At 60.8% G+C, this 24,829-nt stretch carries 23 protein-coding genes; 22 read left to right on the forward strand and 1 reads right to left on the reverse strand.

The window, feature by feature from the left end:
* Positions 1 to 38 precede the first annotated feature (38 nt).
* From ydgT to SSARUM_RS14475, 3 genes are all read left to right on the forward strand, one after another.
* Entirely contained in the window at positions 39 to 254 is a 216-nt protein-coding gene (ydgT, locus tag SSARUM_RS14465) for a transcription modulator YdgT (RefSeq protein WP_039565480.1), read from the forward strand.
* 197 nt (positions 255 to 451) lie between these two features.
* Positions 452 to 871 (forward strand): universal stress protein UspC, encoded by a 420-nt coding sequence (gene uspC, locus SSARUM_RS14470; RefSeq protein WP_033635011.1) that lies wholly within the window; start codon positions 452 to 454, stop codon positions 869 to 871.
* A gap of 85 nt (positions 872 to 956) precedes the next feature.
* A complete protein-coding gene (locus tag SSARUM_RS14475; RefSeq protein WP_033647798.1) occupies positions 957 to 1,991 on the forward strand; it encodes an NADP-dependent oxidoreductase in 1,035 nt (344 codons plus the stop codon).
* 34 nt (positions 1,992 to 2,025) lie between these two features.
* On the opposite strand, the gene pcp is transcribed toward SSARUM_RS14475, so the two are convergent.
* A complete protein-coding gene (gene pcp / locus SSARUM_RS14480) occupies positions 2,026 to 2,673 on the reverse strand; it encodes a pyroglutamyl-peptidase I (protein WP_033648133.1) in 648 nt (215 codons plus the stop codon).
* Between the two features lie 97 nt (positions 2,674 to 2,770).
* Here pcp and SSARUM_RS14485 point away from each other — a divergent pair, with 97 nt between their 5' ends.
* From SSARUM_RS14485 to SSARUM_RS14575, 19 genes are all read left to right on the forward strand, one after another.
* Positions 2,771 to 3,703 carry a LysR family transcriptional regulator gene (locus tag SSARUM_RS14485; RefSeq protein ID WP_033647799.1) on the forward strand — a complete coding sequence of 311 codons (933 nt, stop codon included), beginning with the start codon at positions 2,771 to 2,773 and terminating at the stop codon, positions 3,701 to 3,703.
* Between the two features lie 512 nt (positions 3,704 to 4,215).
* A complete protein-coding gene (locus SSARUM_RS14490) occupies positions 4,216 to 6,555 on the forward strand; it encodes a type VI secretion system Vgr family protein (protein ID WP_033647800.1) in 2,340 nt (779 codons plus the stop codon).
* Positions 6,556 to 6,565: 10 nt separating this feature from the next.
* Positions 6,566 to 6,955, forward strand: a complete 390-nt coding sequence (locus SSARUM_RS14495) for a DUF3592 domain-containing protein (RefSeq protein WP_033647801.1) — start codon at positions 6,566 to 6,568, stop codon at positions 6,953 to 6,955.
* A gap of 101 nt (positions 6,956 to 7,056) precedes the next feature.
* Positions 7,057 to 7,557, forward strand: coding sequence for a hypothetical protein (locus tag SSARUM_RS14500; RefSeq protein WP_060430227.1), 501 nt, complete (start codon positions 7,057 to 7,059; stop codon positions 7,555 to 7,557).
* Positions 7,558 to 7,727: 170 nt separating this feature from the next.
* Positions 7,728 to 10,280 carry a DUF2169 family type VI secretion system accessory protein gene (locus SSARUM_RS14505; protein WP_060430229.1) on the forward strand — a complete coding sequence of 851 codons (2,553 nt, stop codon included), beginning with the start codon at positions 7,728 to 7,730 and terminating at the stop codon, positions 10,278 to 10,280.
* Positions 10,277 to 11,344 carry a pentapeptide repeat-containing protein gene (locus tag SSARUM_RS14510; RefSeq protein ID WP_060430230.1) on the forward strand — a complete coding sequence of 356 codons (1,068 nt, stop codon included), beginning with the start codon at positions 10,277 to 10,279 and terminating at the stop codon, positions 11,342 to 11,344. Before SSARUM_RS14505 ends, SSARUM_RS14510 begins: the two co-directional genes overlap by 4 nt.
* A 30-nt stretch (positions 11,345 to 11,374) precedes the next feature.
* Complete coding sequence (locus SSARUM_RS14515; RefSeq protein ID WP_033653621.1) at positions 11,375 to 12,010, forward strand: DUF3540 domain-containing protein; 636 nt, start codon at positions 11,375 to 11,377, stop codon at positions 12,008 to 12,010.
* A 16-nt stretch (positions 12,011 to 12,026) separates the two neighbouring features.
* Positions 12,027 to 12,419 carry a DUF4150 domain-containing protein gene (locus tag SSARUM_RS14520; protein WP_004934933.1) on the forward strand — a complete coding sequence of 131 codons (393 nt, stop codon included), beginning with the start codon at positions 12,027 to 12,029 and terminating at the stop codon, positions 12,417 to 12,419.
* A gap of 44 nt (positions 12,420 to 12,463) precedes the next feature.
* Positions 12,464 to 12,964, forward strand: coding sequence for a type VI secretion system accessory protein TagV (tagV, locus tag SSARUM_RS14525; RefSeq protein WP_033638520.1), 501 nt, complete (start codon positions 12,464 to 12,466; stop codon positions 12,962 to 12,964).
* Positions 12,965 to 12,993: 29 nt separating this feature from the next.
* The gene (tssJ, locus tag SSARUM_RS14530) at positions 12,994 to 13,524 is read left to right on the forward strand and encodes a type VI secretion system lipoprotein TssJ (protein WP_048321733.1); all 531 of its coding nucleotides are present in this window, start codon (positions 12,994 to 12,996) and stop codon (positions 13,522 to 13,524) included.
* 40 nt (positions 13,525 to 13,564) lie between these two features.
* On the forward strand, positions 13,565 to 14,911 hold the full coding sequence (gene tssK / locus SSARUM_RS14535; RefSeq protein ID WP_048322102.1) for a type VI secretion system baseplate subunit TssK: 1,347 nt from the start codon (positions 13,565 to 13,567) through the stop codon (positions 14,909 to 14,911).
* Between the two features lie 21 nt (positions 14,912 to 14,932).
* The gene (locus SSARUM_RS14540) at positions 14,933 to 16,135 is read left to right on the forward strand and encodes a DotU family type VI secretion system protein (protein WP_049272050.1); all 1,203 of its coding nucleotides are present in this window, start codon (positions 14,933 to 14,935) and stop codon (positions 16,133 to 16,135) included.
* A complete protein-coding gene (gene tssM, locus SSARUM_RS14545) occupies positions 16,135 to 19,770 on the forward strand; it encodes a type VI secretion system membrane subunit TssM (RefSeq protein WP_060430232.1) in 3,636 nt (1,211 codons plus the stop codon). The genes SSARUM_RS14540 and tssM overlap by 1 nt, the downstream gene beginning before the upstream one ends.
* Positions 19,771 to 19,788: 18 nt before the next feature.
* A complete protein-coding gene (gene tagF, locus SSARUM_RS14550) occupies positions 19,789 to 20,508 on the forward strand; it encodes a type VI secretion system-associated protein TagF (RefSeq protein ID WP_033647808.1) in 720 nt (239 codons plus the stop codon).
* A 23-nt stretch (positions 20,509 to 20,531) separates the two neighbouring features.
* Entirely contained in the window at positions 20,532 to 21,563 is a 1,032-nt protein-coding gene (gene tssA, locus SSARUM_RS14555; RefSeq protein ID WP_060423725.1) for a type VI secretion system protein TssA, read from the forward strand.
* A 121-nt stretch (positions 21,564 to 21,684) separates the two neighbouring features.
* Positions 21,685 to 22,221, forward strand: coding sequence for a type VI secretion system contractile sheath small subunit (gene tssB / locus SSARUM_RS14560; protein ID WP_033635026.1), 537 nt, complete (start codon positions 21,685 to 21,687; stop codon positions 22,219 to 22,221).
* Between the two features lie 3 nt (positions 22,222 to 22,224).
* Positions 22,225 to 23,730, forward strand: coding sequence for a type VI secretion system contractile sheath large subunit (gene tssC / locus SSARUM_RS14565; protein WP_016927259.1), 1,506 nt, complete (start codon positions 22,225 to 22,227; stop codon positions 23,728 to 23,730).
* 67 nt (positions 23,731 to 23,797) lie between these two features.
* Positions 23,798 to 24,181, forward strand: coding sequence for a Rap1a/Tai family immunity protein (locus SSARUM_RS14570; protein WP_049194641.1), 384 nt, complete (start codon positions 23,798 to 23,800; stop codon positions 24,179 to 24,181).
* Positions 24,178 to 24,669 (forward strand): T6SS effector amidase Tae4 family protein, encoded by a 492-nt coding sequence (locus SSARUM_RS14575; protein ID WP_025159845.1) that lies wholly within the window; start codon positions 24,178 to 24,180, stop codon positions 24,667 to 24,669. Before SSARUM_RS14570 ends, SSARUM_RS14575 begins: the two co-directional genes overlap by 4 nt.
* Positions 24,670 to 24,829: the final 160 nt, after the last annotated feature.

Genomic DNA, 24,829 nt, shown 5'->3' on the forward strand with positions numbered 1-24,829 from the left:
TCACCCGGCTTTAACTATTAACAGGCTATATTTTAATCATGACCGATACGCTCGAATATCTGCTGACATTCCGTAAATGCTCCTCTTTGGACAGCCTGGAGAAGGTGTACGACAAACTGAACTACTCCATTGAAAATGATAAAGAAATTAGCAACATGTACCGCGCCGCCGACCACCGTCGCGCCGAGCTGGTTGCCGGTAAATTGTTCGATCTGGGCAAGGTGCCGAAAACGCTGTGGGCGCAGGTGCTTTAATTCAGTGAAATTACGTGCGGCAACGGTTTTATCTTTTATTGCTATATAACCGGGGTAAATTCGGCTTTTATTGCCGCGCGTGATGCGAAACACATTTATTCCCCCCGCCAGGCTCTACCCTTTATCCGACGCAGTACCTCCGCCCAGGCCGCCGATGCAGCAGCCTGGAATGCGATGGATACAACAAGGAGTGGGATATGGGGTATCAAAACGTTCTGGTCACCGTCGCCGTTGCCCCTGACAGCCACCGCCTGGTGGAAAAAGCCGTCTCCATCGTCCGCCCTTACGGCGGCAGCATCACCTTGTTAAGCACCCTCGCCAACCCGGAAATGTACAATAATTTCGCCGGGCCGATGCTGGGGGATTTGCGCTCGTTGATGGAGGAGGAAACCCGGCTGTTTATGGAGGAACTGCGTCAACGCGCCGGTTACCCGATCGCCGATGCGCTGATCGTGCACGGCGAGCTGGGTGACAGCCTGGAATACGCCAGCCGCCGTCAGCCGTTCGACCTGCTGATCTGCGGCAATCATCGCGACGGCATGATGAATAAGGTCTCCTGTTCCGCCGCCCGCTTTATCAATATCAGCCATATCGACGTGCTGATCGTTCCGCTCTAAGGCTAAGCACATTCGGTAACGTTGCCTTGCCGCCCCTGGACTAGGCTTAACGCATCTTGTTTGTCGCAACGCAAAGGAGCTTTCGATGTCCCCTTCTTCTCAACAGAACCGCCGCTTCCTGCTGGCCTCGCGTCCGCACGGTGAACCGACGGCGGCCAACTTCCGTCTCGATACCGTCCCCGCACCGCAGCCCGGCGCCGGACAGCTGGTGCTGCGCACCGTTTATCTGTCGCTGGATCCTTATATGCGCGGGCGCATGAGCGATGCCCCCTCCTACGCGCCGCCGGTGGAGATCGGTCAGGTGATGGTGGGCGGCACGGTATCGCGCGTAGCGGCTTCACAGCATCCCGATTTCAACGTCGGCGATTGGGTGTTGGGTTATGACGGCTGGCAGGATTACGCCCTGTCTGACGGCAGCGGCCTGCGCAACCTCGGCCCGCACCTGCCGCAGCCTTCCCGCCTGCTGGGCGTGCTGGGCATGCCGGGATTTACCGCTTACATGGGGCTGCTCGACATCGGCCAACCGCAGGCGGGAGAAACGCTGGTGGTGGCCGCCGCCAGCGGTGCGGTCGGCTCGGTGGTCGGCCAAATCGGTAAGCTGAAAGGCTGTCGCGTCGTCGGCGTCGCCGGAGGGGCGGAAAAATGCCGCTATGTGGTGGAAGAGTTGGGTTTCGACGCCTGCATCGATCACCGCGCCCCTGACTTTGCCGAACAGCTGGCGGCCGCCTGCCCTAAAGGCATCGACATCTATTACGAAAACGTCGGCGGGGCGGTGTTCGACGCCGTACTGCCGCTGTTGAACACCAAAGCGCGCATTCCGGTGTGCGGCATCATCGCCCATTACAATGCCACCGGGTTGCCTGCGGGGCCGGACCGCTTGCCGCTGCTGGAGGGGCTGATCCTGCGCAAACGCATCCGTATGCAGGGCTTTATCATCTTCGACGACTACGGCTCACGCTTTGACGAGTTCTTGCAACAAATGAGCAGTTGGGTCGAGGAGGGGAAAATCAAGTTCCGCGAGGACATCGTCGACGGGCTGGAGCAGGCGCCGCAGGCGTTTATCGGCCTGCTGCAGGGCAAGAACTTCGGCAAGCTGGTGATCCGCGTCGCCGACGAGTAACCGGTAACAGGGCGTGGTACACCACGCCCTGCTGTTAATGTATGGCGCCGTCGCCGAATCGCACATCTTCCTCGACCGTCAGCGTCACCTGCACAATAGTGCGCACCGCTTCCACCATCGTCGCCAGCGCCATACTCGGCTTGCCCGGATGCGCCGCCGCCAGTGCATGGCTGTACGGGACATGCACGAATCCGCCCCTGCCCCTCGCGTGCTGCGTCTCGAGATAGTGCCGCAGACCGTAAAAAATATGGTTGCAGTTATAGGTACCTGCCGTATAAGAGACCGCCGCCGGGATCCCCTGTCGGCGCAGCTGCTGCACTGCGGCCTTGACCGGCAACGTGCTGAAATACCCCACCGGCCCGCCGGCCACCACCGGTATATCGACCGGCTGTTTACCGGCATTGTCGGGAATGCGGGCATCGATCAGATTGATGGCCACCCGTTCCAGCGATATCTCGGCCCGGCCGCCGGCCAGGCCCAGACAAATCACCGCCAGCGGCTGCAGCGCCTCAATCGCCGCGATCAATTGCTGATTGGCCTCGCCCAACACGCAAGGCAGCTCGAGCGCCGCGATCTCCGCGCCGGCAATATGTTCACCGGCCAACGCCTGCGCAATCTGCCAGGAAGGATTCACCGCATCGCCATCGAACGGCTCAATGCCGGTGATCAAGACTTTGTTCATCATTTCCCCTGATTGAAGGCTAAATTCGTGTACTTCCAGCCTAGAGAACGCAGTATGATTCTGGAAATGGATTATCTGTATATAGAGTATTCATAAAATGAATTTGGCCAACGTCGATCTCAACTTGCTGGTGGTGTTCGAGGCGTTATATCAGACGCGCAACGTCACCGCCGCAGGCCGGCGTCTTAACCGCGCCCAGCCCTCCGTCAGCAATGCCTTGGCACGGCTGCGCACGCTGCTGAACGATCCGCTGTTTGTTCGCAGCGGCGGCGGCATGGCGCCTACGCCACGCGCCCATCAGCTTATGCCGCAGATACAGCAGGTGCTTGAACAGATCCATCTGGCGTTGGCGCCCCCTGCCCGTTTCGATCCGGCCACCGCCGGGCAACGGCGCTTTACGCTGGCGGCCGGCGACTATGCCGATATCCTGCTGCTGCCCGCTATCATCAGTCGGTTACGTCAGACAGCACCCGGCATCGATATTCGCGTTTCGCGCCTGGATCGCCACAATATTTACCGGCAACTGGATCGCGGCGAGGTGGATATCGCGCTGGGAGGGCACCTTTCCGGAGCGGAAAGCCACTATGTGCGCACGTTGTTTGAAGAACATCTGGTGTGTATCGCCAGCCGTTCACACCCACAGTTGGCGGATGGCCGCTGGGATCTGGCACGCTACCTCAGCCTGCCGCATGGGCTGTACGCACCGGCAGACGACGGCTCTGCCAGGGGATTGGTCGACCGGCGCCTGGCGGAAATCGGCGGTCAACGGCGCGTCGCCGTAACCTTTTCACATATTGCCGCTCTGCCGGCTGTGGTCGCCGACAGCGATCTGATCGCCACCCTGGCCGCCAGCGCGGCCCGGCATTTTTCCGATCCGCAACGCGTACGCATTCTCCCGCTGCCCGACGAGTTGGCCATCGCGCCTTTCCCCATTGAGCTGATCGCCGGCAGGCTGGCGCAACGCGACCCGGCGTTAATCTGGCTCTGTGAGCTGATAGGCCAACTCTCCTTCGCCCCCTCCCTACGTTAACGACGGCATTCGCTGCATTTTCAACCGTTCGAACGCATGTTCCAGGGCTCGCCGGTGGGCCCTGAGAGGTCTGCCAAATAGGAATCATCCGAATTAACATTCGCCAAATTTATATATTTGATCATCTTTAACTGGCAAATGGTAAGGATAAAAAACAGTCAGTGACTTTTTTTACGTAAAAAAAGAGTTGTTTTATAAACACGTTGACTTAAGTGTTACAGATTTATTTTTTGGTATTACCAATTATCCAATAATTTGAGATAAAAAATGATCTGCTCGCATGTATATGTTTTAGATGATTAAAACCAAGATCGTGAGCAAGTTAACGAATTGAGCATTGATCCACAAGGCTATTTTGCAAATGCAGAGCTCTATTGTAGACTGCACAAATCGTGCCTTTGTGTAAACTTTGTTAAATCTTTCGTCAGTTCCTGTCTCCATTCGTGACAGATACGCCATCGGGATCGCGCGTCAATTCTCGTGCGGTAGCTATGCCTAAAGCGGGGAATAGTATGGATCGCCTTATCATTGCGCACACGCCTTTGCCCTCCCATCAGCTGTTGTTCAGAAGCCTTTCCGGTGAGGAAAAACTGGCCGGATTGTTCGAGTTCGACGTCGAGCTGCTCAGCCCCGACAATCGGCTCGATCTGAAAGCGCTGCTGGGACAAAAAATCACGTTGGAGCTGCGGGGCAATCCGCTGGCGCCGCGCTATCTCAACGGCAATATCACGCGCATGACTCTCTCCGGACGGGAAGCAGGCGGCAACCGTTACTATATCTACCGCGCCGTGCTGCGCCCCACGCTGTGGTATCTGACGCAAAACCGCGATTTTCGCATCTACCAGGAAAAGACCGTTCCCGACATCCTGACTCAGGTGCTGGGGCAGTATCAGGTGAAAATCGATAATCGCCTGAGTTACGACTACCGCATCTGGGGGTACTGCGTGCAGTACCAAGAGAGCGATTTCGATTTCATCAGTCGCCTGATGGAGCACGAAGGCATCTATTACTATTTCACGCACCAGCAAGACGGCCATACGCTGGTGCTGGCTGACGCGCCGTCGGCGCATCAGGAACTCGCCGGCTACGCCAGCATTCCCTATCAGCTCGCGGAAGGCGGCCTGGTGGAAAACAAAGACAGCATCAACAGCTGGAGCGTTTCGGACGCCATCACGCCCAGCCTGTATAGCCTGGATGACTACGATTTTCGCAAGCCGCGCGCGCGGTTGCTGGAGGCGCGGCAGAATCCCGCCTCGTTCGCGCAGGACAAAGCCGAGGTGTTCGACTGGCCCGGGCGTTATACCGATCACGCCCACGGCCAGTTTTACGTCAAGGTTCGCCAGCAGGAGTTCGAAGCGCAGCACGAGCAGATGAGCGGCGAAGGCAGTTCGCAGGGCATTGCGCCCGGCTACCGTTTTCAACTGATCCAGGCGCCGCGTATGGAGGACAACCGCGCCTACCTGGTGGTCAGCGCGCATTACTTCATGCAGGAAAACAGCTACGCAAGCAATGATAACGACGTCGGCGAGCAGCGTACCGAATTTCAGGTCGTTCCGGCGGACATCAATTGGCGCCCGGCGCGCATCACGCCCTGGCCGAAAACCCACGGCCCGCAAACTGCCGAAGTGGTGGGGCCGGAAGGCGAAAGCATCTGGACCGATAAATATGGCCGGGTGAAACTCAAATTCCGTTGGGATCGCCACGGCAGCGGCAATGAAACCAGTTCCTGTTGGGTGCGCGTCTCCAGCGCCTGGGCCGGCTGGAAATACGGCGGGATCCAGATCCCGCGCGTGGGCGAAGAAGTGGTGGTCGACTTTATCAACGGCGATCCGGATCGCCCTATCATCACCGGCCGCGTTTACAACGAAGACAGCATGCCGCCGTGGGATCTGCCCGGCGACGCCACCAAAATGGGCTTTATGAGCCGCAGCAAAGGCGGCGGCGCCGACAACGCCAGCTTCCTGTTCCTGGAAGACTCGCCCGGCAACGAATCTTTCGACATGCACGCCGAACGCAACATGAACATGACGGTGGAAAACGACAAGAACGTCAATATTGACGGCAGCCGCACCACCACCATCGGCCGCAAGCAGGACGACACCGTCACCGGCGACGCCACGTTCCTGTACAAAGCGAAACGCACCACCACCGTCGATGGGCTGGAAACCGCCAACCTGAACGCCCACCAGACGGTGAACATCAAAGGCGGCCGCGACCTGACGATTATCGACGGCGGCGATAAAATCGACATCACCGGCAATCAGTCCTTCAAGCTTGACGGCGCACAGACGCAAAACATTACGCAGACCCAACACGTCACGGTGAAGGGCAATCAGACCCTCGACATTACCGAAGGGCAACAAACCAGCACCATCAAGCAAGGGCAAACGGTCAACATCACCTCCGGCGGGCAGCACACCACCATCACCGCCGGCGGGCAGGAATTGACGGTTAAAGGCGGCGGCCAAACCGCTACCGTCACCGGGAATGTCACCGAGACCTACAAAAACGATCAGAGCACGACGATCACCGGTACGCTGACCATCAAAGCGAAAACGATCAACATCACCAGCGCAGACGGCGTGTCGGTGCAGACACCGAGCTGGAAAGATAACTGCCACGGTTGGAAATGGGTGGCGACCGGGGCCAACTTCGCCTTCTACGGCTCCAATCTTGCGTTGACAGGAGCCAGCCTGAAACACACGATGCTGGATATCTCGCACAATCCGCTGGCGATCAGCAAAACCAATTTCAAGCTCAGTAACGATCCAATGACGTTCACTCAGCTTGGCGCGCTGGTGACCAACGGCGCCTTACGGTTGAGCACCAAGGCGCTGGCGATCTTTTTATAAAGGGACTCCCATGTCGAAGGCCAAAAATGTTCTCACCGTTATCGGGTTGATTTTATTGGCTCCTATCCTCAGCCTGGTGGGTTTTTTCAAATTCATCACGGTCGATATCTGGGGTTATTTCAAACATATCGGTTCTTCCCTCAGCGTGATGGAGAACGGTATTTCCGCCTCCGGGCAAATCGTCAGCATTCGCCAGACCAACCTGTGGGACGGGAATCGGCCGGTCTGCGAAGTCGAAGTCAAATACATCGCCCAAGACGGAAAAAACCATACGGCCGTGGCGAAAGGCCCGATCAGCGTCGTGGATCTGCCGCGTTATCAGCCGGGCCATTTCACCGCGATCAAGTACGACCCCAAGAACCCCAAAAAAGCGGTGATCGAAGAGCTTTCCCGGCTTTAAGCGAAAAGGCTCCTTTCAATCACGCTATCCGATTGCAACGCTCTGCCAACGGCTTATCGTTCATCGGTTCGCTAACTCACCTTGCATAAGGAAGTGTCACGATGGGCGCGTTCATTGCCTTTTCGACGCAGGACAGCCTCTGGGGACAAATCCTGTTTACCTTCTTTGGCATCCTGGTTGGCTGCGTCTTGCTCGCCGCGATCGGCAAAATCTTTTTGTCGGCCAGCCGAGCGGCCGCGTTGCCTGCGCGGTTGCTGATCTTTGTCGCGCTGATGCTGGCGCTGCTGAAATACAACCAGCAGGTGATGTCTGCGGTGAATGCCCCCGCAGAATTGATCGGGTTCCTGATTTTGCCCGGCTTTTTGATGAGTTACCTGGGTGCGGCGCCCACCGGCAGACTGGCGCTGGCGATAGAGCTGCCCTGTTTTGCGGCGCTCGCCGCGCTGCTGATTCTGGGCACCGCCGACGTCGAATTTTTTGCCCCCTATCACCTGGAGAGCGCCGGCCAATTTATCGCCAAGGCGATCGCTGCGGCATTGTCCGTCGCCGCCGTGCTGTTGGCTCGCGGAATAAACGGGAAGGACGGCGCACTGTCCTCTTGATCATCCCTTTCGAAGCGGGGCCCTCCCCGCATTAACGATCGGCGCTGAACGCCGCATCGTTTTCTTCATCTGTTGTGACATAGCCTGATATCTATTAAACCGAAAAACGGATTGTTTTTGAGCAGCAGCCTGGCTGCCAGCTGATATCCACAGGAAGCTTTACACACACAATGAAAGTCGTAAAACCTCTGCGCCTCAGCGCGCTTCATCGCCCCTTCTCTTGGCAAGGGCAAAACCATCTGGGCGTTTCCGTTTTGGCCTTGGCCGATATGGGGGCTTCCCCGCGCCTGCGCCCCGAACCGGAGCTGTGGCAGTTGGCCGCCGAAGAACTCACGCTGAGCGGCGGCGTGCTCGATTTGGCTATCCCCAAAGCCTGCGCGGAGTTTCTCGCCACCGGTAACGCCTACACCCACCATCAACAAGACAAAACCGCTTGCGCCGTAAAGATCCAGCTGGATTCGCTGGAAAAAACGCTGGTGGTTTTCGGCGATCGCCATTGGATCAACGATCGTCCCTCCACTCCCCTCCCTTTTGCAGAAATGCGTCTGGACTGGCGCCGGGCTTACGGCGGCACCCAGTTCGCCGATAATCCGCACGGCATCGGCGCCACTCCAGAAACATTTCCGCAGGGCCGCATCCATCGCCTACCCAATATTGAACCGCTGCAGGGGCGCCTCGCGTCTCCTCGGCAAAGCGCGCAACCGGCAAGCTTTGACGCGTTGGATCTCACCTGGCCGCGCCGCTTCTCCCGCATCGGTAAAAACTACGACGCCGACTGGTTGAAAAACGGCTTTCCCGGCTTCGCCAACGATATCGACTGGCGCCTGTTCAACATGGCGGAAAGCGATCAGCAGTTTCCTCAACGCGACAGCTTGCCGCCCCGCGCCGCCTATCGAATTTGGAACATGCACCCTTCAGAACCGGTGCAGCAAGGTCATTTGCCGCCGTGGCGCACACGCTGTTTCATCAACCGGCTGCGCGGCGACGAAACGCATTTCGAAGAAATCGCGATGCGCCACACCACCGTCTGGTTCTTCCCGCATCTGGAACAGATGCTGCTGATTTATCAGGGCAGCACACGCATCAATGAAGACGATGCCGCCGACGTAATGCAGCTGATGCCGGCTTTGGAAATCGAAGGCGAGCCCCGCTCCACCGCGCATTATCGGCAGGTGTTGACCCAGCGGCTGGATAAGGAACGGGGGGCTCTGCACGCGTTTCGTGAGCAAGAGTTGTTGCCGGAAGCGTGCATCGGCGCCTGGCTGGATACGGAAACGCCGACGCAGCAAAGCCCGATGGCGGAAAATATCGCCGCCTACGAGCACCGGCAGCGCGAAGAGCACCGCCAGCGCCTGCTGCGTGAAGGCCAGGACATCGATGAACTGTTCCCGCTGCCGTCGCAAGACGCGCCGCCGAAGCTGGACGAGCTTGCCGAATTCGTCGAGCGTCTGGAAAGCCAGGCCGAGGCGCAGTATCAGGACATGCTCAAGCTGGCGCAAGCCGAGGGTATCGATCCGCGCAATCCCGGTGGGGATCACGTGCCGCCATCCGGTGCGGAAAGCTACCAGCAGCAGCGCGATCTGCTGTTCCAGGAGGCGCGCCGGCATCCCGATGCGTTCAGCGAAAAACAGCTGGGGGAAAGCGAGCGTGCGCTGCACCAAATGTATTTAATGTCGGCACAGGCGCAAAGCCCTGCGCTGCGTTTAAGCGGCGATCTGGCGCAAATCATTCGCCAACGCGTCACCGCCGCCATGCTGCGTGATAAGGATCTCAGCGGTCTTGATCTCACCGGCGCCGATCTGTCCGGCATGGATCTCTGCCAGGCTAACTTGCGCGGCGCTTTGCTGGAAAACGCCAATCTGCGCCAAACCCAACTGGTGGGTTGCGACCTTCGCGAGGCGATGCTGGCGCGCGCCGATCTCAGCGGCGCCGTCTTGCAGCAGGCCGATCTGAGCCACGCCTCTTTGGCCCTGGCGAAATGCGAAGCGACGGATTTCGGCGGCGCACAGCTGCACGAAACCAACATTCAGCAAACGTTGTTTCAACGCTGCGATTTCACGATGGCCTCATTACGCGATTTGCTGGGATACGAAACCTTGCTCGGGCAGTGTGATTTCAGCCGCGCCACGCTGGCCAACATTACGCTGATGGAGTTGCAGTTGGAGCAGCTGACATTCAGCCACACCCGGCTCGACAAAGTCAGCTTCGTCAAATGCCGCTTGCAGGCGGTGAACTTCGATCGGGCGCGGCTGGAAAGCTGCGCCTGGGTTGATACCGAGACGCAAAACCTCAGTTTCCGCGCCGCACGCCTCACGGCCTGCGCCTTCGCGGCAAAGACGCTGCTGCCGCAGGCGGATTTCAGCGACGCGACGCTAAACCAGTGCAATTTACGCCAGATGCCGTTGCAGCGGGCCAATTTCAGCCGTGCGCGTCTCAATAATTGCGACCTGTCGGAAACCCGGTTGAACGACGCCGATTTCCGTCAGGCCAACGGCAGCGGCAGCCTGTTCATTCGCAGCGATCTGTCTCGCGCCAACCTGCGCGACGCCAATTTCATTGCGGCGCTCCTGCAAAAATGCGTGCTGTCGGGCGCCGACCTGCAGGGCGCCAATCTGTTCCGGGCCGACCTGTCGCAGTCGCAAGTGGATCAGGCGACCCGGCTCGAGGGCGCCTATACCGCCAGGGTGAAAACATTGCCTCGCCACAACGGGAAGGAAGTATGACCTCAAAGCCAGAGCAAATACGCCAGCGCGTGAAACGCGGCGAGCTGATTGCCGGTGAGGATTTGCACGGCCTGTCATTCGCCGGTATGGATTTGGCCGGCGGCATGTTCAATGAACTGAACCTGAACGGCGTGAACTTCTCCGATTGCGATCTGCGCGACAGCGTCTTCAGCAATTGCCGGCTCGAACAGGCGCAATTTGCACGGGCGAACCTGAAGCAAACGGCCTTCAACCAGTGCGCCATGTCGGGCGGCCGCTTCAGCGAGAGCCATATCGAACTGACGATGTTCAACGACTGCCGGCTTGAACAGGGCGACTTCAGCCGGCTGGCGCTCAACCAAAGCCACTGGATGTCATGCCAATTGGCCGGCGCGAATTTTTCCGCCACTCAGCACGATCGCACCACCTTTTACGAAAGCCCGCTCGACGGCGCTGCGTTGAATCAGGCGCGGTTATCTCTTGTCACGTTCTTCCGATTAAACCTCCGTGACACGCGGTTTGAAGGGGCAGATTTCGACCGCGTCACGTTTTTCGAATGTGACCACCGCGGCAAAAGTTACGCCGGGCAGCGCCTGATCGCCTGCCAGTTTACCGATAACCAACTGGACGACGTCGATTTCAGCCAGGCGACGCTGCGTCAAAGCAACTTCAAGGGCGCTTCGCTGCGGCGCGCCAACCTGGCGGGCGTGCAGGCGCAGCAGTCACTGTGGCTGGAGGCCAATCTGACCCACGCGCAGTGCCGCGGCGGGCAGTTCGATCAGGCGATCTTCAGCGAAGCGACGTTGGACGCCGCCAGCTTCAACCAGGCGCGCCTGTATCAATGCGTATTCCAGCACAGCCGCGCGGCGCGCTGTGATTTCAGCGACAGCGACCTGACCTACGCCGACTTCTGTTATGCCGACATCGGCGCCGCCGATTTCCGCCGCGCGCGCTTTATGCGCACCCGCATGCACCGCGCCCATCAGCAGCAAACGCGCTGGGGCGATCGCAGCGGAATTCTCGAGCGCGACGAAGAGCTGTACGCCGCCGAAACCTGGAGCGCACAGCGCCAGAGCCGAATCTGAATGCATTGACCACTTCACGAGGGGATCACCATGAGCGTTGCCAACACAACCCGCGCCGTCAACATCGCACCGCCCCAGCAGGCCGCCGGCCAGGTCGTCAACCTGTTGCCGGACGGCAGTCTGGTGGTGGAGTGCGAAGGCCGCGGCTGGCATTGCCGCCGGGCGGCGAGCTGCCTGCTGACGCCGGCACTCGGCGATAACGTGCTGGTCGCCGGCTGCGGCCACCAGCTGTGGGCGATCGCCGTCCTTGAGCGCGCGGAACCGCAAAGCGCGGCGCGGCTGAGCGTTGCAGGCGATCTGCACATTGAAACGCCGAGCGGCTCACTGTCGCTGCACGGCGCGCAGGCGCTGAAACTGAGCGGCGACGCCATGACGCTGCAGGCCAACAGCGGCGACTGCCAGGTCGACAAGATGAAATACAGCGGCGAAGAGCTGTCGGCCTTCGTCAGCATCAGCCGCCTGGTCGGCAAACGCTGCGAGTCGCTGTGGCATTCGGTCAGCCAGATCAGCCATTCGCTGTTCCGCAAAGTGCGCCAGACCGAGCACGTGCGCGCCGGGCAGCTGGATTACCAGGCGGAAGATTACGCCCGCATTCATGCCCGCAACACGCTCATTACTTCAAAAGACATCACCAAGCTGGATTCGGAACAAATCCACGTCGGATAACCTGCGGAGGCCTTTTATGTTTGCCAACAGCCAAATGATCGGCGTGGACCTGGCGTTTCCCGACGTCTGTCTGACGCCAAGCCCGGCGCCAGTACCCGTGCCCTACCCGGATATCGCCCTGGCGCCGACCGCCATTCCGAACGCGTTCAACATTCTGTTCGTCGGCACCCCGGCGCACAACATGGCGACGGTGACGCCGCTGACCAACGGCGACAACCCCGGCGTGGCCACCGGCGTCGCCTCCGGGACAGTGATGGGGCCGTCCCGCCACCTGACCGGCGCCTTTACCGTGCTGCTCAAAGGCACCCCGGCCACCCGGCTGACCAGCCTCAGCCTGCAAAATTCCACCAACGCGCTCGGCATGCGCATCGTGCCGAGCCAATTAAAAGTGTTGCTGCTTGCGCCCTGATGACGGCGCCCTATTACACAGCCATTAAACAAGAAGAGGACATTGTGAAAACACGGATTACCCTGACGCTGCTGACCGCCCTGACGCTTGCCGGTTGTTCCACGCCGCCGCCACCGCCGCCGGCGCTCAATAACGACGCCATCGTCAGCAGTGAGGTCAACGGCGTCACGCTAAAGCACCGCGCCGCAGTGAGCGCGCCGCAACAGTTCAAGCCGATCGGTGAGGAGTACCGCAGCCTGTACGCCGCCAGCATCATGAGCAGCCCGAATTATACCGGCACCGCCGTCGGCAGCCTGGACAACGCCGCCGCGTTCTACGCGCTGGGCGAAGTGGAAAACAACTGGCTGGCGATCTCCGCCATCCGGGGCGGCGACCTGGTGGGTTACATCCAGGCCAACGCCGGCGTACCGGAAGCGCGCTACAAATCGACGCTGCGCAAAGATCTGCCGCGCCGCGCGCGCGCCGCCAAACAGGACTGCGTCAAAGTCGGCGGCGACAGCAAGGCGTGTAAAAACGCCGGCTCAGCCACCTGGATCCTCCAGTAGTCAGCACGCCTGCGGGCGACGAGATTCCCATGATGACGACCCCTATCGCTTCCCGCTGGTGCGGGATGCTTTTTCTACTGCTGGGCGCACTGGCGCTCGGCGGCTGCATGTCTTCCGCCAAAAGCGTGCCGTCGCGTTACAGCCTGGTGTTCGATGCCGATCGCCAGGTCAACGCCGCCGCCGGCGCGCAACCGGCGCCGATAAAAATTCGCGTGCTGCTGCTGCGTTCGGATGCGGAATTCATGGATGCCGACTTCTTCAGTCTGCAAAACGACGCCAAAAGCGTGCTCGGCAATAGCCTGCTGGACAGCGATCAGTTCTTCCTGACGCCGGGCCAGACCGGCAAAAAACTCGGTGGGCAAAGCGCGTTGGATGCGCGCTACATCGGCGTGATCGCCGAATATCAAAATCTGGACGGCAAAACCTGGCGCCTTTCACTGCCGCTGCCGGAACCCACCGAAACCAATTTCTACAAGGTATGGCAATTCTCGCCGGATGAGCTGGAAGCGCATATCGTCGCGGGCGTGAGTGGCCTGCGCCCCGTAAAAAAGGTCGACTGACCTACCGCTGCGCTGAAGCGAAGTAACTATAGGTGTGATGATGAAAGATGCTCATAAGGTTGTCTGGACTGAGGGGATGTTTTTGCGCCCCCACCATTTCCAGCAGGCGGAAAACTATCTCGAAGGCTATATGCGCAACTGGGGCCAGGCCCACAGCGGCTGTTTCTGGGGATTCCTCACCCTGGATCTGGACCAAACGCTGCTGCGCCAGGGCAAGATTGCCCTCAACGCCGCCAGCGGCATCATGCCGGACGGCACGCCTTTTCGCTTCTCCGGCGCCCAGCAGGCGCCCGCGCCGCTGACCATCGCCGAAAACAAGACCGGTGAAAACGTGGTGCTGGCCCTGCCGACCTACCGCGCGGGGCGTGAAGACGTGATCTTTCAGGAAAGCCCGGAGGCGCTGGCGCGCTACCTGGCTTACGAGAACGAAGTCGACGATCTCAACGCCGTCTCGGTGGGCAGCGCGGCGCTGCAGTTCGGCCGCCTGCGCCTGCGGCTGATGCTGGAGAGCGAGCTCAACGCCGAATGGACGGCGCTCGGCGTGACCCGCGTGCTGGAAAAACGCGGCGACAACAGCCTGCGCCTCGATACCGCGCAGATCCCGCCGATGCTGAACTGCCAGGGCAACCCGGTACTGAAAACCTTCATCAACGATCTGCAGGGCCTGCTGCAACAGCGCAGCCAGCAGATGAGCCAGCGCCTGCTGCAGCCGGGCCGCGGCGGCAGTTCCGAAATGGTCGATTTCATGCTGCTGCAGCTGATCAACCGCCACCTCGGCCAGGTGAGCCACGCCTACCACCTCGACCATCTGCACCCGGAGCGCCTGTTCGCCGATTGGCTGCAGTTCGCCACCGAGCTCGCCAGCTTCTCGGCGCAGCGCACCCCGGAAGGCCGTCTACCGGTGTATGACCACGACAACCTGGCGCTGTGCTTCGGCAAGCTGATGCTGTTGCTGCGCCAGGGGCTGTCGGTGGTGCTGGAAGACAACGCCATTCAGCTGACGCTGGTCGAACGCTCCCACGGGCTGAACGTCGCCACCGTGCAGGACGCCAAAATGATGCGCGACTTCGGCTTCGTGCTGGCGGTGCGCGCCGACGTGGCCGCCGAGGTGTTGCTGACCCATTTCCCGGCGCAGATGAAGATCGCCCCGGTCACGCGCATCCGCGATTTGGTGCAGCTGCAGCTGCCAGGCATCGGTTTGCGCACCATGCCCGCCGCGCCGCGCCAGATCCCCTATCACGCCGGCTACACCTACTTCGAGCTGGAAAAAGGCGGCGACCTGTGGAAACAGATGGAAAAATCCAGCGCCTTCGCTCTGCACCTGGCGGGCGAATTCCCGGGGCTGGACATGGAATTTTGGGCGATTCGCAGCCATACGGACCGGTAACCTATGACTCAGGAAAATAGCATGGCGCCGGCGGCCAACCCGCTGGTGGACGCCGCCAACCCGCTGCTGAACGCCATTTCGCAGATCCGCCAGTCGGCCACGCACGCCAACCCGGCGCAGCTGCGCCAACAGCTGATCGACGAAATGCGCCGCTTCGAGATCCGCGGCCAACGCGCCAACCTGCCGTACGAGGTGATCATCGGCGCGCGTTATTGCCTGTGCACCGCGCTGGATGAAGCGGCGGCGCTGACCCCGTGGGGCAGCAACAGCGTGTGGTCCGGCAGCGGGCTGCTGGTGACCTTCCATAACGAAACCTGGGGCGGCGAGAAATTCTTCCAGCTGCTGGCCAAGCTGTCGCAAAGCCCGCGCGAGCACATCAACCTGCTGGAGCTGATCAATTATTGCCTGCTGCTGGGCTTTGAAGGCCGCTACCGGGTGATGGAAAACGGCCGCTCGCAGCTGGAAACCATGAAGCAGCGCCTGCTGCAGCTGATCCGGTCGGTGCGCGGCGGCTATGCCCCGCCGCTGTCGCCCCATGCGCTGGATCTGCCGGTACAGCAGAAACTGTGGCGCCCGCTGGTGCCGCTGTGGGCCTGCGTGGCGCTGACCGGCTTCCTGGCTTCGCTGCTGTTCATCGCCCTCAACTGGCGGCTGGGCGACAACACCAGCCCGGTGCTGGCGGCGATTTACCAAACCAATCTGCCGCAGGTGGCGATCGGTAACCCGGCGCCGGCCGCACCGCCGACGCTGAGCCTGAAAAGCTTCCTGCGCAAAGAGATCGCCGAAGGGCTGGTGGTGGTGCGCGACGAAGCGCAGCAAAGCGTGGTAATCCTCAAAGGCGACGGGCTGTTCGACTCCGCCGCCACCACGGTGCGCGCCAACTATATTCCGGTTATCGACCGCATCGCCGCCGCCATGAACGGCGTCAGCGGCAAAATCCTGGTCACCGGCTACAGCGACAACGTGCCGATCCGCAGCGCCCGTTTCGCCTCCAACTGGGAGCTGTCGCTGGCGCGCGCCGAAGCGGTCAGCGCCCGGTTGCAAAAGCACCTCGCCAACCCGCAGCGTGTCAAGGCCGAGGGCCGCGGCGAGAGCAATCCCGTCGCGCCGAACGATAACAAAGTGAACCGCGCGTTGAACCGCCGGGTAGAAATTACGCTGTTGGTCGCCCCGGAAAATACCCAGGCGGAAATCAACGGCTTGCCGCAAGGAACCGGAAAGTAATGCTCAGTACGTTATTCTCCATCATCACCAGCCGCCTGCTGTGGGGCTTTGTCGGCATTACCGCGCTGGCGTTCATCATCTGGATGATCGGCCCGCTGGTGGCCATCGGCGACTATCGCCCGCTGGAGCCGGAACTCAACCGCCAGATCGCCATCGGCGTTATCTACCTGATCTGGTTCCTGTGCCGCCTGATCCCGCGCCTCTACAGCGCCTGGTTCAACAGCCGCCTGCTGAGCAACCTGCGCGCCGCCGAAGCGGTGCCGGCGGAAGACGGCAAGCCCGAGGTCAAACAAGACGATCAGTTGGCGCAGCGCTTCGACGAAGCGGCGCAGCTGCTGAAAAAGGCGCGCTTCACACCGGGCCAGGGCGACGGCAAACACCGCTGGATGACCCGCTTTAGCCGCCAGTACCTGTACCAGCTGCCGTGGTATGTGATCATCGGCGCGCCCGGCGCCGGCAAGACCACCGCGCTGGTCAACTCCGGCCTGCACTTCCCGCTGGCGGATCGCTTCGGCAAATCCGCGCTGCGCGGCGTGGGCGGCACCCGCAACTGCGACTGGTGGTTTACCAACGACGCCGTGCTGCTCGACACCGCCGGCCGCTACACCACGCAGGAAAGCCAGCGCGAAGAAGACGCCGGCGAGTGGCAAAGCTTCGTCGCGCTGCTGAAAAAATACCGCACCCGTCAGCCGATCAACGGCGTGATGGTGACCATCAGCGTCGCCGATCTGCTGAGCGACAGCGCCGAAGCGCGCGCCGCCCAGGCCAGCGCGCTGCGCAAACGCCTGATCGAACTGCACGAACAGCTGGGCATTCACTTCCCGGTCTATGTGCTGGTCACCAAAACCGACCTGCTCAACGGCTTTATGGCCTACTTCGGCAGCTTCGACAAAGCACAGCGCGACCAGATCTGGGGGTTCACCTTCCCTTACGAGCGCTCGCGGCAGCCGGACTTCAACCTGAACGCCGCTTTCGAACAGCAATACGCCCTGCTGCAACAGCGGCTGGACGCGGCGCTGCCTGATACGCTGCTGATGGAGCACGACGCGCGCCAGCGCGCCGAAAGCTACCTGTTCCCGCAGGAGTTCGCCGCGCTGCGCCCGCTGCTCGGCCAATACCTGGAGCAGGTGTTCGCCACCTCCAGTTTTGAAACCCGCTTTACCCCGCGCGGCATCTATTTCACCAGCGGCACGCAGGAAGGCCTGCCGTTCGACCGGGTGATGGGCGAGCTGAACCGCTATCTGCAGCTGCCGACGGCAAACTCAGGGGCGCAGGCCAACGCGGCCTGGGACAGCGTGGGCCAGGAAGCGCCAATCCCGGCGGCCAAGGGCCAAAGCTTCTTCCTGAAAGAGACGTTGGAATCGGTGGTTTTCCAGGAATCCGGGCTGGCGGGCAGCAACCGCTGGTGGGAATACCGCAACCGCGCCCTGCACTGGGCGGGTTACATCGCACTGGCGGTGATCCTGGCGGTGCTGGCGATGCTCTGGTTCACCAGCTACGGCAACAACAAGGCCTATCTGGCGGAAGTGGCCGCCAAGGTGCCCGGCGTCGAGCGCCAGGGGCAAAACCTGACGCAGTTGGGCAACGGCGACATGTTCTCGCTGCTGCCGTTCCTCAACAGCCTGCTGCACCTGCCGGACAGCCAAAACTTTTCGCTGGACGATCCGCCGTTCACCTACCGCATGGGGCTGTTCCGCGGCGATCAGGTGAGCGACGCCGGCAATGCGCTGTACCAAAAAGCGCTGAAAGAGCTGCTGCTGCCGCAGGTGGCGCAACAGATCGCCACCACGCTGCGCAACGACAACCACGGCGATGCGGACTTCAGCTACGAAGCGCTGAAGGCCTACCAGATGCTGTATCTGCCGAAGCAGTACGACGGTAAATTCCTGCGCGCCTGGGTGATGCTCAACCTGCAGCGCAACCTGCCGCAGGGCAGCACCCAGAAACAGCTGCAGCAGATCGAATGGCATTTGGGCCAGCTGCTGGATGCGCAGATCCAGGCCTCGCCTTACGCCAAAGACGACCCGCTGGTGGCGCAGGCGCAGGCCGCCATCAACCGGGCGCCGCTGTCGCAGCGCGTCTACGGCCGCCTCAAGCGCCTGCTGCTGAAGCAGACCGACATCAAGCCGGTCAGTCTGGTCGATTTGGCCGGCCCGCAGACCGAGCTGGCGTTCAGCCGCAAAAGCGGCAAACCGGTGACCGACGGCGTGCCGGGCCTGTTTACCTCGCAGGGGTATTGGAAAGCGTTCAACGACAACATCGATCCGGTGACCGACACCCTGCGCAAGGAAGACGTCTGGGTGTTGAACAGCCAGACGCCGGAGCAGAAGAGCGCTGATTTGACCAAAACCATCCGCCAGCTGTACATGCAGGACTTCATCAGCGCCTGGGATGAGCTGCTGGGGGATATCCAACTGGCCAACATCGGCAACCTGACCCAGCGCATCAGCAGCGCGCGCCTGCTGTCCGGCAACCCGTCGCCGATGCGTAACCTGCTGGTCAACGTCAGCAAAAACGTCACCCTGCGCGACGAGAAAAGCGACGCCGACTCCCGCTCGCTGCTGGCCAAAACCGAAGACAGACTGAATCAAAACGCCAACCGCACGCTGGAAGCGCTGTTCACCAACCGGCCGGCCAACGCCGACGGCGACGTATCCGCCCAGCCGGAACAGCTGGTGATGGCGCACTTCGCGCCGCTGCTGGAGCTAGCGCAAAGCCAGGGCGAAGGCAATAAGGCGATCCCTTTCGACAGCGTGCTCAAGCAGGTCGATGAGCTGTACAGCTATCTGACGGCGGTTCAGGGCGCGGCCAACAGCGGCATGTCGGCGCCACCGAGCGACATCATCCCGCGTCTGCAGGCCGAATCCGGCCGCTTGCCGGTGCCGTTCAAACAGATGCTGCTGTCGCTGGCGATCGGCGCCAGCAGCGACACCCAGCGCAAAGAGATGGAGAACGTGAAAAAGCGCATCAGCTTCGAGGTCGGCAGTTTCTGCCGCCAGGCGATCGCCGGCCGTTATCCGCTGGTGGCACGGGCGCGCCAGGACGTGACGCCGGACGATCTGGCGCGCATGTTCGCGCCGAACAGCGGGCTGATGGACAGCTTCTTCCGCGACAACCTGCAGGGCAAGGTCGACACCACCCGCGCCAACTGGCGCTTTACCCCTGGCGTGGACGGCAAGACGCTGCCCGGCGGCGAAGGCATCCTGCGTTCCTTCCAGCAGGCGCAGCGCATCCGCGACGCCTTCTTCGCCAACGGTACCGCGACGCCCTCTTACCGCGTGACCGTGCGGCCGGTGCGGATGGATAACGACATCCTCAACCTGACGCTGGATATCGACGGCCAGCTGTTCAAATACAGCCACGGCCCGCAGGTGCCGCTGGTGGTCAGTTGGCCGGGCACCCGCAATACCAACCAGGTGCATCTGCAGCTGGCGCTGGCCAACGGCACCACCGCCAGCCTGGTGACCAGCGGGCCGTGGGCGCTGAACCGCCTGGTGGATATGGCGCAGTCTTCGGGCACCGGCGGCCTCGGCCGTCAGGCGACCTTCAATCTTGACGGCCACCGCGTCACGCTGGAGTTCACGCCCAACAGCATTCGCAATCCGTTCCAACTGCCGGCCTTCTCGTGCCCGTAGCCCCGAAAGGACATGACCATGAGCACTGATTCAAGCGCCCCGACGAGCATCGGCTGGTACGGCAAACTCCCTTCCGCCGGCGACTTCCTGCAACGCCGCCTGCCCGATCCGGTGGTCAACAACTGGGCCCACTGGTTCCATAACGGGCTGGTGAATTTGCAGCGCGATGCGCAGGGGCCGAACGGCCACCCGTTCAGCAACGCACCGGTGTGGAACTTCGTGATCCCCGCCACGCTCGGCAGCCCGTACGTGCAGATGGGTTGCCTGTTGCCGGCGCGCGATCGCGTCGGGCGACGCTACCCGATCTGCGCGCTGCGCCTGTTCAGCCAACAGGATTGGCGGCCGCAACAGCTGAACATGGCGGCGAGCTGGTACCAACAGCTCGGTTATACCCTGCTGAACGGCGTGCGCAACGGTTTCTCCGCCGAGCAGATCGACCGCACGTTGCAGGCGATCCCGGCGCTGCCCAGCCCGCCGGCGGAAGCGGATTCCGAGATATTGTCAATTATCGGTTTCCAGCATCCGGACGTGCCGGGCCTCGGCTGGCAACAGGCCGCCGACTGTTTCGACCCGGCGCAGTACACCAGTTTCTGGTGGACCAATCAGGCCGACGGACACCCGCTCTACACCCACGTGCACAGCGGCAACCTCACCGTGCAGCTGTTTTCACTGCTGTTCGAGCCCAACGGCTGGGCGCGCCCCGGCCGCGGCGGCCAGTACCCGCAAATGTTTGATTAACATCGCTCGTTGAAGGAAATTTTATGGCTATCGACACCGATACCCTGCTGGCACCGGTCGACGCGGACAATCCCTGCGGCGACAACCTGGAATACGACGCCGACTTTCTGGCGATGGAACAAGCCGCCACCGGCAAGGCCGAACAACAGTTCGGCAGCACCATCATCCCGGAAGAAGCGCCGGATTGGGTGCAGGTCGAACGCCTAGCGACCTCGCTGCTGGCGCGCACCAAAGACCTGCGCGTCATGCTGTATCTCACCCGCGCCTGGACCCAGCTGCGTGGGTTGCCGGGCTACGCCGACGGGCTGACGCTGATCCACCAGTCGATGGCCCGTTACTGGGACGCCCTGCAGCCGCCGCTGGAGTTCGACGGCGAGGCCGACCCGCTGTTTCGCATCAACGCGCTGGCCGACCTTGGCGACAAGGCCGCGCTGGCCGCCAGCGTGCGCGCCGCGCCGCTGCTGAAAAGCGCCGCCGGTGAAATCTCGCTGCGCGATGCCGGCGCCCTGCTCGACGGCAGCAAGCAGGAGTGCCCCAACTTTCCCGGCGGCCGCGCACGGCTGCAGGATGAGCTGGCGCAACAGGATCGCCCCGAAGGCGCCCTGGTGGCGCGCATCGCCAACACCCTGAGCGCCATTCGCGGCGAAGTGACCCGTCATCTGGGGGAAAGCGCGCTGCCGGAAATGAGCGCGCTCACCAAGGTCTTTTCGCTGGTGGCGCTCGCCGGCCAGAGCGAGGCCCCGGCCGCCGCCGAACCCGACGCCCCGCCGGAAGCCGCCGCCGTGCAGCCACCCGCCGCCGTGCAGAGCGCCACCGCCCCGCTCAACTGGCGTAGCGCGCAGATCCAGTCGCGTGACGACGCCCAGCTGATGCTGGACAAGGTGAAAAACTATTTTCGTCTTCATGAGCCGAGCCACCCGGCGCCGCTGATGATCGATCGGGTCCAGCGGTTGATTACGCTGGACTTTATGCAAATCGTCCGCGATTTGGCGCCCGATGGGCTTAACCAACTGGAGACCATTCTCGGTCGCCCCGACAACGAGGAGAACAGCTAGCCGCCGACCTTTGTTCTCTTGACGCATCCGATACCGTCTGCCCCTGCGCAGACCCGAATCAGAACCTGACTCTCCCAGCCGGACGAGGCGCGTTCCCAATCGCCATTAGATGGAGTAAATCATGTCAAACTCGAAATCCCGCAGCGGGCAGAAATTCATCGCCCGCAACCGCGCGCCGCGCGTACAGATTGAATACGATGTCGAAATTTATGGCGCAGAGCGCAAAATCCAGCTGCCGTTCGTGATGGGCGTGATGGCGGATCTGGTGGGGAAAGCGGTCGATCCGCAAGCCAGCGTGGAAGAGCGCAAGTTCATGGAGATCGACGTCGACAACTTCGACGAGCGCATGAAATCGCTGAAGCCGCGCGTCGCTTATCAGGTCGACAACACCCTGACCGGCGAAGGCAAGCTGAACATCGATCTGACCTTCGAAAGCATGGAAGACTTCTCCCCCGCCGCCATCGCCCGCAAGGTCGACGCGCTGGACAATCTGCTGGACGCCCGCACCCAGCTTTCCAACCTGCTGTCCTACATGGACGGCAAGAACGGCGCCGAAGAGCTGATCTCCAAGATCCTGCAAAATCCGGCGCTGCTGCAATCCCTGACCGACGCGCCGAAGCCGGCGGTTAACGACGAAAACAACGAGCGTGAGGATTAATCGATGAGCAACTCGCCTCAGCAACAAAATGCGTTGCAGACCACCGAGACTTTTTCCAGCGATGAATTCAGCGCGCTGCTGAACAAAGAGTTCCGGCCGAAGACCGATCAGGCCAAAGAAGCGGTCGAGAACGCGGTGAAAACCCTGGCGCAGCAGGCGCTGGAAAACACCGTCACCGTTTCTTCCGACGCCTACCGCACCATCCAGGCGCTGATCGCGGAAATCGACGAAAAGCTGTCGCAGCAGATCAACCAGATCATTCACCACGACGACTTCCAGAAGCTGGAAGGCGCCTGGCACGGCCTGCATTATCTGGTCAACAACTCCGAAACCGACGAGATGCTGAAGATCCGCTTCATGAGCATTTCCAAGCAGGAGCTGGGCCGCACGCTGAAGCGTTATAAAGGCGTGGGCTGGGACCAGAGCCCGATCTTCAAGAAAGTCTACGAAGAAGAGTATGGCCAGTTCGGCGGCGAACCGTTCGGCTGCCTGGTGGGCGACTACTACTTCGATCACAGCCCGCAGGACGTGGAGCTGCTGGGCGAAATGGCCAAGATCGGCGCCGCCTCGCACTGCCCGTTCATCGCCGGCACCGCGCCAAGCGTGATGCAGATGGAGTCCTGGCAGGAGCTCTCCAACCCGCGCGATCTGACCAAGATTTTCCAGAACACCGAGTACGCCGCCTGGCGCAGCCTGCGCGAGTCGGAAGACGCGCGCTACCTGGGCCTGGTGATGCCGCGCTTCCTGGCGCGCCTGCCGTACGGCATCCGCACCAACCCGGTGGACGAGTTTGACTTCGAAGAAGACACCGACGGCGCGACCCACGGCAACTACACCTGGACCAACGCCGCCTACGCCATGGCCGCCAACATCAACCGTTCGTTCAAAGAGTTCGGCTGGTGCACCGCCATTCGCGGGGTGGAATCCGGCGGCGCGGTGGAAAACCTGCCGTGCCACACCTTCCCGAGCGACGACGGCGGCGTGGACATGAAGTGCCCGACTGAGATCGCCATCAGCGATCGCCGCGAAGCCGAGCTGGCCAAAAACGGCTTTATGCCGCTGGTGCACCGCAAAAACTCCGACTTCGCCGCCTTTATCGGCGCGCAGTCGCTGCAGAAGCCGGCGGAATACTACGATGCCGACGCCTCCGCCAATGCCCAGCTTTCCGCGCGCCTACCGTACCTGTTCGCCTGCTGCCGCTTCGCGCATTACCTGAAGTGCATCGTGCGCGACAAAATTGGCTCCTTCCGCGAGCGCGACGACATGGAACGCTGGCTGAACGACTGGATCATGAACTACGTGGACGGCGATCCGGCCAACTCCTCGCAGGAAACCAAGTCGCGCAAACCGCTGGCCGCGGCGGAAGTGCAGGTGGAAGAGATCGAAGACAACCCGGGCTATTACAGCGCCAAGTTCTTCCTGCGCCCGCACTACCAGCTGGAAGGCCTGACCGTCTCCCTGCGCCTGGTGTCGAAGCTGCCTTCGCTGAAGCAAAACGACGCGTCCTGATGGACTGAAGTCAGGCCGCGATAGTGCGGCCTGGCTGATACATTAACCTCATCACAGGGAAAGAAAGATGAAGACAAAACGGTTTTATCTGGCATCGCTGTTGGCAGTCGTCTGCTCGCTCTCCGCCGCGCCGCCAGCTTTCGCAGAGCAGACAACGAGACAGCATTTGACTTCCGATGATGTCAATTTGCCAGGCAGCGACTTTTTCCGTTTCTATCGCAGTGCAGATAAACAGGAAAAAGAGAAAGCGCGGATTTATTTGCTGGGCGTGCTGGACGCGACGGAAGGAAAAAGCTGGTGCCAATACAGCCAGCTACAAACCGTCACTCTGCAGGAGTTTGTGTTCGAATTCTTTAATAAACTTCCCGCTGCGCGCCTGCACGAAAGGGCAGCCTCCCTGATTGAAGAGGCTCTGGCGACTCGCTTCCCCTGCAAAGGAGGCAAAGCATGAAACCATTATATCGTCAGCTAAAAAGCAGCCATTACTCCTCTGATTACTCTAGCCCGGGATATTTGGCAGCAGAAGCCGTTTACGCCGAGATTGGTTATGAGCTTGATACGCTTCTAAAGCAAAACCCTGGTTATGCCAATACCTGTGCCGTCCGCATGAGCCTTGCGCTGTTGAAAGCCGGCATCAGCTTCAAAGGCCGCCTGCCAATCAAAAAAGGCGCCTATAAGGGTAAAACGATAGAACCTGGAGCCAAACTGCTGGCCGATCAGTTGCATCGCTCCAGTAGTTTTGGCAAAGCCAAAATTTTCTTTAATGCTCCAGATGCAGAGAAAGGTATTGGCAATAAAAAAGGCGTCGTGTTCTTCAATAAGATCACCAACTATGATGGCGGACACATTGATCTGATCGAACCAGAAAACTCGCTATTGACCTGCCATTCCCATTGCTATTTTAACTGCAAAGAAGTCTGGTTTTGGGAATTAAGCTAGTGTTCCATCGGCTTGTCAGTAAATGCATGAGGTTTGGTTTAACTGCATGCTTGCAGATCGAAAAAAAACAGAACATACATTGAACCCAGACAACGCGAAATAATTAAGCATTGAGCCATTAGCACTTAATAGTGGCTCGGTAACCCGTACCGATAGTTTT

This window comes from Serratia sarumanii (assembly GCF_029962605.1).
GTDB lineage: Bacteria > Pseudomonadota > Gammaproteobacteria > Enterobacterales > Enterobacteriaceae > Serratia > Serratia sarumanii.

Excerpts from the sequence above, each read along its gene's own strand:
- SSARUM_RS14540 (WP_049272050.1), top strand. The coding sequence starts at position 14,933 with ATGGCGCCGGCGGCCAACCCGCTGGTGGACGCCGCCAACCCGCTGCTG.
- pcp (WP_033648133.1), bottom strand. The coding sequence starts at position 2,673 with ATGAACAAAGTCTTGATCACCGGCATTGAGCCGTTCGATGGCGATGCG.
- SSARUM_RS14495 (WP_033647801.1), top strand. The coding sequence starts at position 6,566 with ATGTCGAAGGCCAAAAATGTTCTCACCGTTATCGGGTTGATTTTATTG.
- tssJ (WP_048321733.1), top strand. The coding sequence starts at position 12,994 with ATGATGACGACCCCTATCGCTTCCCGCTGGTGCGGGATGCTTTTTCTA.
- SSARUM_RS14505 (WP_060430229.1), top strand. The coding sequence starts at position 7,728 with ATGAAAGTCGTAAAACCTCTGCGCCTCAGCGCGCTTCATCGCCCCTTC.
- SSARUM_RS14575 (WP_025159845.1), top strand. The coding sequence starts at position 24,178 with ATGAAACCATTATATCGTCAGCTAAAAAGCAGCCATTACTCCTCTGAT.
- tssB (WP_033635026.1), top strand. The coding sequence starts at position 21,685 with ATGTCAAACTCGAAATCCCGCAGCGGGCAGAAATTCATCGCCCGCAAC.
- SSARUM_RS14490 (WP_033647800.1), top strand. The coding sequence starts at position 4,216 with ATGGATCGCCTTATCATTGCGCACACGCCTTTGCCCTCCCATCAGCTG.
- SSARUM_RS14510 (WP_060430230.1), top strand. The coding sequence starts at position 10,277 with ATGACCTCAAAGCCAGAGCAAATACGCCAGCGCGTGAAACGCGGCGAG.
- SSARUM_RS14515 (WP_033653621.1), top strand. The coding sequence starts at position 11,375 with ATGAGCGTTGCCAACACAACCCGCGCCGTCAACATCGCACCGCCCCAG.
- tssA (WP_060423725.1), top strand. The coding sequence starts at position 20,532 with ATGGCTATCGACACCGATACCCTGCTGGCACCGGTCGACGCGGACAAT.
- SSARUM_RS14475 (WP_033647798.1), top strand. The coding sequence starts at position 957 with ATGTCCCCTTCTTCTCAACAGAACCGCCGCTTCCTGCTGGCCTCGCGT.
- SSARUM_RS14485 (WP_033647799.1), top strand. The coding sequence starts at position 2,771 with ATGAATTTGGCCAACGTCGATCTCAACTTGCTGGTGGTGTTCGAGGCG.
- SSARUM_RS14520 (WP_004934933.1), top strand. The coding sequence starts at position 12,027 with ATGTTTGCCAACAGCCAAATGATCGGCGTGGACCTGGCGTTTCCCGAC.
- SSARUM_RS14500 (WP_060430227.1), top strand. The coding sequence starts at position 7,057 with ATGGGCGCGTTCATTGCCTTTTCGACGCAGGACAGCCTCTGGGGACAA.
- tagF (WP_033647808.1), top strand. The coding sequence starts at position 19,789 with ATGAGCACTGATTCAAGCGCCCCGACGAGCATCGGCTGGTACGGCAAA.
- tssC (WP_016927259.1), top strand. The coding sequence starts at position 22,225 with ATGAGCAACTCGCCTCAGCAACAAAATGCGTTGCAGACCACCGAGACT.
- ydgT (WP_039565480.1), top strand. The coding sequence starts at position 39 with ATGACCGATACGCTCGAATATCTGCTGACATTCCGTAAATGCTCCTCT.
- uspC (WP_033635011.1), top strand. The coding sequence starts at position 452 with ATGGGGTATCAAAACGTTCTGGTCACCGTCGCCGTTGCCCCTGACAGC.
- tssK (WP_048322102.1), top strand. The coding sequence starts at position 13,565 with ATGAAAGATGCTCATAAGGTTGTCTGGACTGAGGGGATGTTTTTGCGC.
- SSARUM_RS14570 (WP_049194641.1), top strand. The coding sequence starts at position 23,798 with ATGAAGACAAAACGGTTTTATCTGGCATCGCTGTTGGCAGTCGTCTGC.
- tssM (WP_060430232.1), top strand. The coding sequence starts at position 16,135 with ATGCTCAGTACGTTATTCTCCATCATCACCAGCCGCCTGCTGTGGGGC.